This is a genomic window from Mycobacterium sp., assembly GCF_035570115.1.
GTDB lineage: Bacteria > Actinomycetota > Actinomycetes > Mycobacteriales > Mycobacteriaceae > Mycobacterium.
This window is the reverse complement of the sequence record NZ_DATMLH010000001.1, coordinates 1-7,754: the sequence shown is the minus strand read 5'-3', so window position 1 is coordinate 7,754 and position 7,754 is coordinate 1. Positions and strand designations below refer to the sequence as shown.

Genomic DNA, 7,754 nt, shown 5'->3' with positions numbered 1-7,754 from the left:
GGGCGGGCTGCCCTAACCGTAAGCGTCATTCGACGCAATCCCGACGACACTGTCCCACAAGCGTGGTTCTCGCGCGTTCGAGGTCGGCGACCTTCATCAGTGCCGACCTCACTTAGCGAGCCGCTCGAAACGATCGTGATTCTCGGCTTGACCAGTGTCAACCGCCTTTACGCATTATTGATGCTGCGTGGTGGTCCGCTTTACGCCGCTCCGCGCCCCGAGTCCCTTTGGGCTGATGATCCGGTAATCATCGCTGGTACAGAATGTTTCGGGTCTATGAAATATGTTTCGGGTCTGCGAATGTTTCGGGTCTGTGAACTAATTGCACGGTGGGCTACCGCGCCGCCCCGATGTGACCTCGAGTATCAACACAACGTCGATAATATTCAAGTTATCGCGGCTCCCAACCGAGCTCAAGCGACAGGACTTGTGGGTTGGGATTACTGGCCGGCAACGGGCAGTGGACTCCTTTGTGACGCGACCCTGCGCAGGAGCTTTTCGGCTACCCGGCGATGCGTGGTGTTGTGAGAGGCGGCAAGTAGCGGCCGTCAGTCCACACAGCGAGGAAAGCTACTCTGGCGGGCATGGCCACTGAATCCACCATGCTTGCCCTCGGCACCCCCGCGCCGCCGTTCACGCTGCCGGAGCCGGCCACCGGCGCCACAGTGAGCCTTGACGACCTTGCGGGTCCCGCGCTGGTCGTCACCTTCATCTGTAACCACTGTCCGTATGTCAAGCACGTCGGCCCCGGGCTCGCCGCGCTTGGTCGAGATCTCAACGATCAAGGTGTCGCGATGGTCGGCATCTCCAGCAATGACGTGGTCACCTACCCGCAAGACGGACCCGACCAGATGGCGGCCGAGGCCCGTCGCCACGGCTGGACGTTCCCGTACCTCTACGACGAGACCCAGGACGTCGCGCGTGCGTTCTCCGCGGCCTGCACACCCGACACTTTCGTCTTTGACGGTGAGCGTCGGCTCGTCTACCGCGGTCAGCTCGACAACTCGCGCCCAGGCAACGATCTACCGGTGACGGCCGCTGATGTCCGGGCGGCGGTCGACGCCGTACTCGCTGGGCGGCAGGTCGACGCCGATCAGCGACCGTCGATCGGATGCGGCATCAAGTGGCGCTGAGCCCGGCGCGCTGACGACACGAAACAGGTTGCGGTCCATCGATGAAATTCGCCGTCGCAGGCTACGGAAGTCGCGGCGATGTCGAGCCCTGCATCGCTCTCGCCCGGGAGCTACTGCGCCGGGGGCATGACGTGGGCATGGCTGTGACAGTCCCGTCTGACATGCGTGGCTTCGTCGAGTCGGCGGGGCTTACTGAGGTCCCCTATGGACGGCACTGGGAGAAGCTGCTGCGCGACGGGGATTTCGTACGGATGATGCAGAATCCGGACCAAGCGATATCCCAGGCTGCCGACTATGTCGTCCAGGTCTGGGAGGACAAGACCACGACGTTGAAATCGGTGGCTAACGGGGCAGACTTGCTCCTGGCGGGCATAACCGAGCAGAGGCTGGCCGCCAATATCGCTGAGTATTACGGCATTCCGCTGGCCGGGCTGCACTTCTTCCCGGCCGAGATTTTGGAGTCCAGCGGGCCGCGTGGACTCGCGACGACGGGGCCTGAACGTGCCCAACGCCAGGCACTCGGCTTACCGGAGGCAACTGGACGAGCGGAGGACCGCGTAGCGCTGGAGATTCAGGCTTACGACGAACTCTGCTTTCCCGGACTGGCAGCCCAGTGGGCGCAGGCAGACGTGCGACGGCCCTTCGTCGGGGCGCTGACGCTCGAGTTGCCGAGGGATACCGACGACGAGGTTTTGTCCTGGATTGCCGCGGGAACGCCCCCGATCTACTTCGGCTTTGGCAGCACGCCGATCGCATCCCCCGCCGACACGGTCGCCGTGATCGGCGCGGCGTGCAAGCTGTTAGGGGAACGAGCGTTGATTTGCGCGGGCGCGAGTGACTGGACCCATGTCCCGCATGGCGGCCACGTCAAGATCGTGGAAGCAGTCAATCATGCCGCCGTCTTTCCCGCGTGCCGCGCGGTCGTCCACCATGGCGGAGCCGGCACCACGGCCGCAGGCCTGCGGGCCGGAGTCCCCACATTGGTCCTTTGCGTCGGGCTTGATCAGCCGATCTGGGCATCTGCCGTCGAACTCCTGAAAGTCGGTTCCGCGCGGCACTTTTCGGCTACCACCCGGGAATCGCTGGTCGCAGACCTACGCTCGATCCTTGCTCCGAAATGCGTGTCTCAGGCCCGAAACGTTGCCGCTCAGATGACCAAACCGGCCGAAAGCGTTGCCAGCGCCGCCGATCTGCTGGAAGACGCCGCCCGCCGGGGACGCGTTAACTGACCGGTCGGCGGCAGGCCGCAAACGGGTATCGCGGGGCGGTCGAGCACATCGTCGTACCGGTGCTCGAGAACTACCCGTCTAACTGGCCGGAGATCCCACGTTCGATGCTGGCTTGGGTCGTGGCCGGCAGCACGATGAGGCCATCGAGTTCTCTGTGTGCACGGTCATAGGCGTTCTGGCGTTCTTGCGGAGTCGCGGCGGAGTCGGACGCCATGCGCAATAGACTCTGAGCCCGGGCAATCCGCTGCTGTCCGTCGTGTGAGAAGTCGTTGCGGCGCCGACGTTTCGCCTCCGCCTCGGCGATGTTGAACGCGGTCACATAGTCCTCAACAGCGGCCAGGTACCGGGCCGCTGCGTCGCGGTCATCGAGGAGATCTTCGGCTTTGGCAGGGCGCAGGAAGTCGGCCCGCAGCTTGGCCTTGTGAAAGGCGATTGTCAGCGGATCGCGCAGGTCGGTCATCAGCGGGAAGTCGAGAAGCCTGGCGAAGTCGAGTTCGTACTCAAGCCACCGCGTGTCGGTGCGGTCGTGCTCTCGCAGGACGCGGGTGAGCGACCGCCAGTGGACGGCTTGATTGCCGGCCGTCCCTGCCCGATCGTGGCTCTGTGGGTTCTTCCCCGGGCGCTTGTCCGCCGAGAATGCTCGTATTGCGGCGATGATCATGCCCGCCAGCGGCACGATCACGATGAGGAACTCGGCTAACCGGAACAGCAAACCCACATGACCAGGATGCCACCGCCAGTGAGCCGGTGACTCGGATCACCGATCGAGATCCCACTGTCCGAAATCGGTCGCAAGGACATCGTCCACATCCACGTTGATGCCGCCGAGAAGCGGACCCGGGCTCGACGGGGTATTGACCACGTCCTGATACAGCACCGCCGCGGGCTCGCGCTGCCCGTGCGACCACGACCTGGTCTGCCATGCCCATCGGAACCCCGCGGTGGTGGAATGCCCGATCACGCCGTCCCTGATCGCCCATCCACACGCCTGAGAATGCCCGTAAATGCCGGAGCGCTGCACGCCCAATACCGAATTGATTCCTCGAAACCAATTGACAGCAAGGCTATTCCAAGAGTTCTGGTCGATGTCGTCATCGACACTGAAGAAGATGGGAGCGGAACCGGTACCCCCGGCTGCGGCGTGCAGTCCCAGCGCAGTGTGTGCGTCGGCCGCGCCCCCGTCGTACCCCCGGGTGAAATCCGACGGATCGGGCCAACCCGGTTTGCCGTACTGGAAATTGCTGACAATGTGAAGACCCGCAGCGCGCAGCGCGTCGGCGTACTCGCGGGTGATGGGCTTTGCCTCAAAGTGGGCGCCCGGCCGCTCCAAGGACACGTAGTTCACCACTCCGGCATAGCCGGCCGATTTGATCTGATCGGGCGGGATCCGCCGCTCTGCGAAATCGATCAGCCTGATGTCGGCAGCCGACGCCTGCTGCCCGCCGAGCGTCGTGGCCAGCGGCGCCAGGCCTACCAGTACCGGCGACAGGGCAAACTTGATGACGTCGCGCCGTGAAAGAGCTCGCCGCTTAGTTGATTCAGCCATTCGCCGGCCTCAATGGGTTAGGAGGGCAACTGCACTCCAGCGGCTGCCGCCCGGGCGCCGTGGATCCGTCTCGGGCAGCCACGCCATCGGGCGCAGGAACATCGGTAAGCGATGGTATCGGTGGGCGGCTACAAACATCGATTCGACTTCGAGCGTGCGCCACCCCAGGTCTTCGAAGTAGGCCAGCCCGTTCTCGGGCGCGAACCTGAACGGCGCGTTTTCCAACATGCCGGCCATCTTCTTGTTCATCATCTTCCGCAGGCCCGGAAAGGCGAAGTCGAGCATCCACCAGGCCACCTCAGGTCGCTTGATCGCCGCCGAAAGCGCGACGACGTCCCGGTAGTCGAGATACATCAGCAGTCCCTCGGACAAGACCAGTGCCTTGGTGGCCCCGTCTAGCGCCTCGTTGAAGAACCCGTCGCGGGCGTTCGCATCGGACAGGTCGACGGCCACCCGAGTCAACCGGCATCGTGGCGTCTGGTCGGCGAGAAGCTCTGTCTTTTCCGCGAGCAGCTCCGGCAGGTCCGCTTCAATCCAAGGAAAATCGGGTGGAAGGTCCAAACGATACGGTCGGGTGTCCAGGCCGGCGGCCAGGTTCAACACCCGGTCACAGCCCTCGGCGATCGATCGGGCAATGATGTCATCGATGATCTTGGTACGCGCGATGAGCCACCACCCGTTGCGATTCGACCGGGGAACCCGGGCGACGATTGCGCGGCCATGTTCGCCGGCGAGACGCTCGGCCAGCGGGTCATTGAACAACGCATCGGCCCGTGCGGATTCGGTTGCCCGATGCAGCGCGGTCCACCGGGCGGTATCGGAAACGTGGGTGATGAAGTGCCCGGTGTCTGACATACAGATGATGCTAGCCAACCCGAGGCGCCGCCTCACCGCGCGAGCGCTGGTGGAAACTGGTCCCGGTCGTGTACAAGAGTCTGGTGGACGATCCGGCCGTCGGGCCTTTCAGCCCGTCGACGCTGCGCGAAGCGATGGCACGGCGGTTGTATCGCCGATCGGTGGCGATGGGGCAAATCACCGTGCCGGCCGTTCCCAGCTTGATCGACGAGTACGTCAAGATGTGCGACAACATATTTGCCAGCGTCGGCGTGCAGTATTCCCCCGAAGAATTTGCTCAGCTGACGACGGTGCTGAAGACGCAGTTGGCGCAGGCTTACCAGGCCTCCTCCCGTTCGAACATCGTCATCTCCTTTCACGCTCCCTTCGGCACGGCCCTGAACTATCGCGTCAACATCGAAGCGGTGACGATGGCGGGTCATTACGACGGCTGGGTTACCACCCGGGAGGGGTCGCTGTTCGGCACCACACCGGATGCCCGGGTGTGGGCACTGGCCGGTGAAGCGGCCGATCCCACCAGCTATCGCATACTCGATATCGGCGCAGGAACCGGCCGCAACGCTCTGGCCCTCGCGCGACGCGGCCATCCGGTGGACGCGGTCGAGATTGCTCCGAAGCTCGCGCACATCATTCGCTCGGAGGCCGAACGCGAATCACTCGACGTACAGGTGATCGAGCGCGACGTCTTCGCGACCAACGACGACGTCCGCGACGACTATCAGCTGATTGTGGCCTCCGAACTAGTGCCCGACTTCCGGACGACGCAGCAGCTTCGCAGCATGTTCGAACTCGCCGCGCGTTGCCTGGCTCCCGGCGGGCGGTTCCTTGTCAACGCCTTCGTGCCGCGCGAGGGTTACATCCCCGATGACGCATCCCGGGAATTGGGGCAGCAATGCAACACCATGTTCTTCACCTGGGAGGAAATGTCGAACGCGGCCGACCTGCTGCCTCTCAAGCTGGTTGCCGACGATTCCGCCCACGACTACGAGAAAAACCACCTGCCCGCAGGCGCTTGGCCGCCCACAGCCTGGTACGCCAACTGGGCCAGCGGGCTTGACGTATTCGACGTCGCGCGTGAGGAATCCCCGATCGAGCTGCGCTGGCTCGTTTACCAGAAGGCTCCCTAGCCATGGCTGATGCGATCCATTTCGTCGACGCGAACGGACTGAACTTCGCCTATCTCGAGGAGGGCTCCGGTCCTCTCGTACTCATGTTGCACGGGTTCCCGGACACGGCGCACACCTGGGACGATCTTCGACCGCGAATCGCCGCCAACGGATACCGGGCGGTGAGCCCGTTCATGCGTGGCTACCACCCCACCGGGATCCCAGATCGCGACCCGGACCAAGAAACCTTGGCGCGCGATCCGCTTGCGTTGATCGAAGCACTCGGTGCGCGCGACGCCATCATCATCGGCCACGATTGGGGAGCTTCGGCCGCCTACGGCGCGGCGGCGCTCGGGCCCGATCGAGTGAAGAAGCTCTTTGCCATCGGCATTCCACACCCGGCAGCACTGAAACCGTCGCCGAAGAAGCTCTGGGGTGTTCGCCACTTTGCCGCATACAAGTTGCCAGGAGCGCCGAACCGCTTCGCGCGCAATGACTTCGCGGCACTTCCCGCGATCTATCGGCGATGGTCGCCGGATTGGACGCCCGATCCAACGGAATTCGACGCCGTCCGTGCGAGCTTTGCCAACCCGGCGAGCGTGAACGCGGCGTTCGGTTACTACCGAAAGCTTTCACCGATACCCAGTGCATCGCTGCGGGCGCGCATCACCGTGCCGACAGTGGCCTTTGCGGGGCTCGGTGATCCAGTCGTCGCGCCCTCGGACTACCGGGGTGCGGCCCGGATGTTTGAAAGCGATTACATCATCGAGGAAGTCCCTGGCGGGCATTTCATGCATCGGGAACACCCCGACGTGTTCGCCGAGCGACTCCTTGCTCACCTGTGAGCTGTCCCTCACGGGTACGGGGGGACGAGAAGCCGGCTGCTATCGTGCTTGGCCTATGCCCGAGATGGATCGTCGCACCATGATGTTGATGACCGGGGTCGGCGTGCTGGCAGCCGCGGCACCCATCCCCCGGGCCCGGGCCCATCCGTCCCCGCCGGACGCACCGCCCGGTTCCTACCTTTTCCACGACGAGTTCGACGGGTCAGCCGGCTCCGCTCCCGACCCGTCCAAGTGGACGGTGGCGACCGCCCGCGAGCAAATCAAGGATCCGACGTTCTGGGAGCTACCCGAGAACATTGGGCAGTACCGCAACGATCGACGCAACGTATTCGTGGACGGCAACTCCAACCTTGTCCTACGTGCCGCCAAAGACGGCCCGACGTACTACAGCGGCAAGGTCCAAAGCCTCTGGCGCGGCGGCGTCGGCCACACCTGGGAAGCCCGGATCAAGCTCAATTGCCTGACCGCCGGTGCCTGGCCGGCCTACTGGCTGGGCAATCCGGATCAGGGCGAAATCGACGTCGTCGAGTGGTACGGCAACGGCAGCTGGCCCTCGGCCACCACCGTCCACGCGAAAGCAAACGGCGGTGAATGGAAGACCGACAACATCGCGGTGGACAGCGGTTGGCATACGTGGCGATGCCAGTGGGATGCGGCCGGCATCCGGTTCTGGAAAGACTACGTCGACGGTGCGCAACCGTATTTCGATGTTCCGGCGGATTCGCTCCCGGATTGGCCCTTCAACCGCCCCGGCTACACCGTTTTTCCAGTTTTCAATCTCGCGGTCGCCGGTTCCGGTGGCGGTGATCCCGGACCGGGCAGCTATCCCGCGCAGATGCTCGTCGACTGGATACGTGTCTGGTAAGGCATGAAATGGGGACCCATTCCCCACCTACACCGACCTAGGCGTCACTCCCCCAGGCACCACCGCGACCTATACGGTCCCGACGGGTGTCGAAGCCTGCGAACTGCAGGTCGACCCCGTCCCGCATAACGCGCTCAGAAGTTGTTACAGGTGGTCGTGACCTGGCTGATTAGAC

The 7,754-nt window shown here is 63.9% G+C and carries 8 protein-coding genes; 5 read left to right on the top strand and 3 right to left on the bottom strand.

Annotated elements, in window-relative coordinates; all coding sequences use genetic code 11:
* Nucleotides 1–584 precede the first annotated feature (584 nt).
* Both VNW74_RS00040 and VNW74_RS00035 read left to right on the top strand, forming a co-directional pair.
* Entirely contained in the window at nt 585–1,133 is a 549-nt protein-coding gene (locus VNW74_RS00040; protein WP_325674560.1) for a thioredoxin family protein, read from the top strand.
* 41 nt (nt 1,134–1,174) lie between these two features.
* Complete coding sequence (locus VNW74_RS00035; protein ID WP_325674559.1) at nt 1,175–2,362, top strand: glycosyltransferase; 1,188 nt, start codon at nt 1,175–1,177, stop codon at nt 2,360–2,362.
* Nucleotides 2,363–2,432: 70 nt separating this feature from the next.
* Here the strand turns inward: VNW74_RS00035 and VNW74_RS00030 are convergent, their stop codons facing one another.
* The 3 genes from VNW74_RS00030 to VNW74_RS00020 are packed head-to-tail and all read right to left on the bottom strand — an operon-like array spanning nt 2,433 to nt 4,763.
* Entirely contained in the window at nt 2,433–3,080 is a 648-nt protein-coding gene (locus tag VNW74_RS00030) for a hypothetical protein (protein ID WP_325674558.1), read from the bottom strand.
* Between the two features lie 39 nt (nt 3,081–3,119).
* On the bottom strand, nt 3,120–3,908 hold the full coding sequence (locus tag VNW74_RS00025; protein ID WP_325674557.1) for a DUF1906 domain-containing protein: 789 nt from the start codon (nt 3,906–3,908) through the stop codon (nt 3,120–3,122).
* Nucleotides 3,909–3,917: 9 nt separating this feature from the next.
* A complete protein-coding gene (locus tag VNW74_RS00020; RefSeq protein ID WP_325674556.1) occupies nt 3,918–4,763 on the bottom strand; it encodes an SAM-dependent methyltransferase in 846 nt (281 codons plus the stop codon).
* Nucleotides 4,764–4,897: 134 nt separating this feature from the next.
* On the opposite strand from VNW74_RS00020, the gene VNW74_RS00015 reads away from it, so the two are divergent.
* From VNW74_RS00015 to VNW74_RS00005, 3 genes are read left to right on the top strand one after another with little or no spacing between them, the layout of a single operon-like run.
* On the top strand, nt 4,898–5,890 hold the full coding sequence (locus tag VNW74_RS00015) for a class I SAM-dependent methyltransferase (RefSeq protein WP_325674561.1): 993 nt from the start codon (nt 4,898–4,900) through the stop codon (nt 5,888–5,890).
* Nucleotides 5,891–5,892: 2 nt separating this feature from the next.
* Complete coding sequence (locus VNW74_RS00010; protein ID WP_325674555.1) at nt 5,893–6,714, top strand: alpha/beta hydrolase; 822 nt, start codon at nt 5,893–5,895, stop codon at nt 6,712–6,714.
* A 55-nt stretch (nt 6,715–6,769) separates the two neighbouring features.
* Complete coding sequence (locus VNW74_RS00005) at nt 6,770–7,579, top strand: glycoside hydrolase family 16 protein (protein WP_325674554.1); 810 nt, start codon at nt 6,770–6,772, stop codon at nt 7,577–7,579.
* The last annotated feature ends 175 nt before the right edge of the window (nt 7,580–7,754 follow it).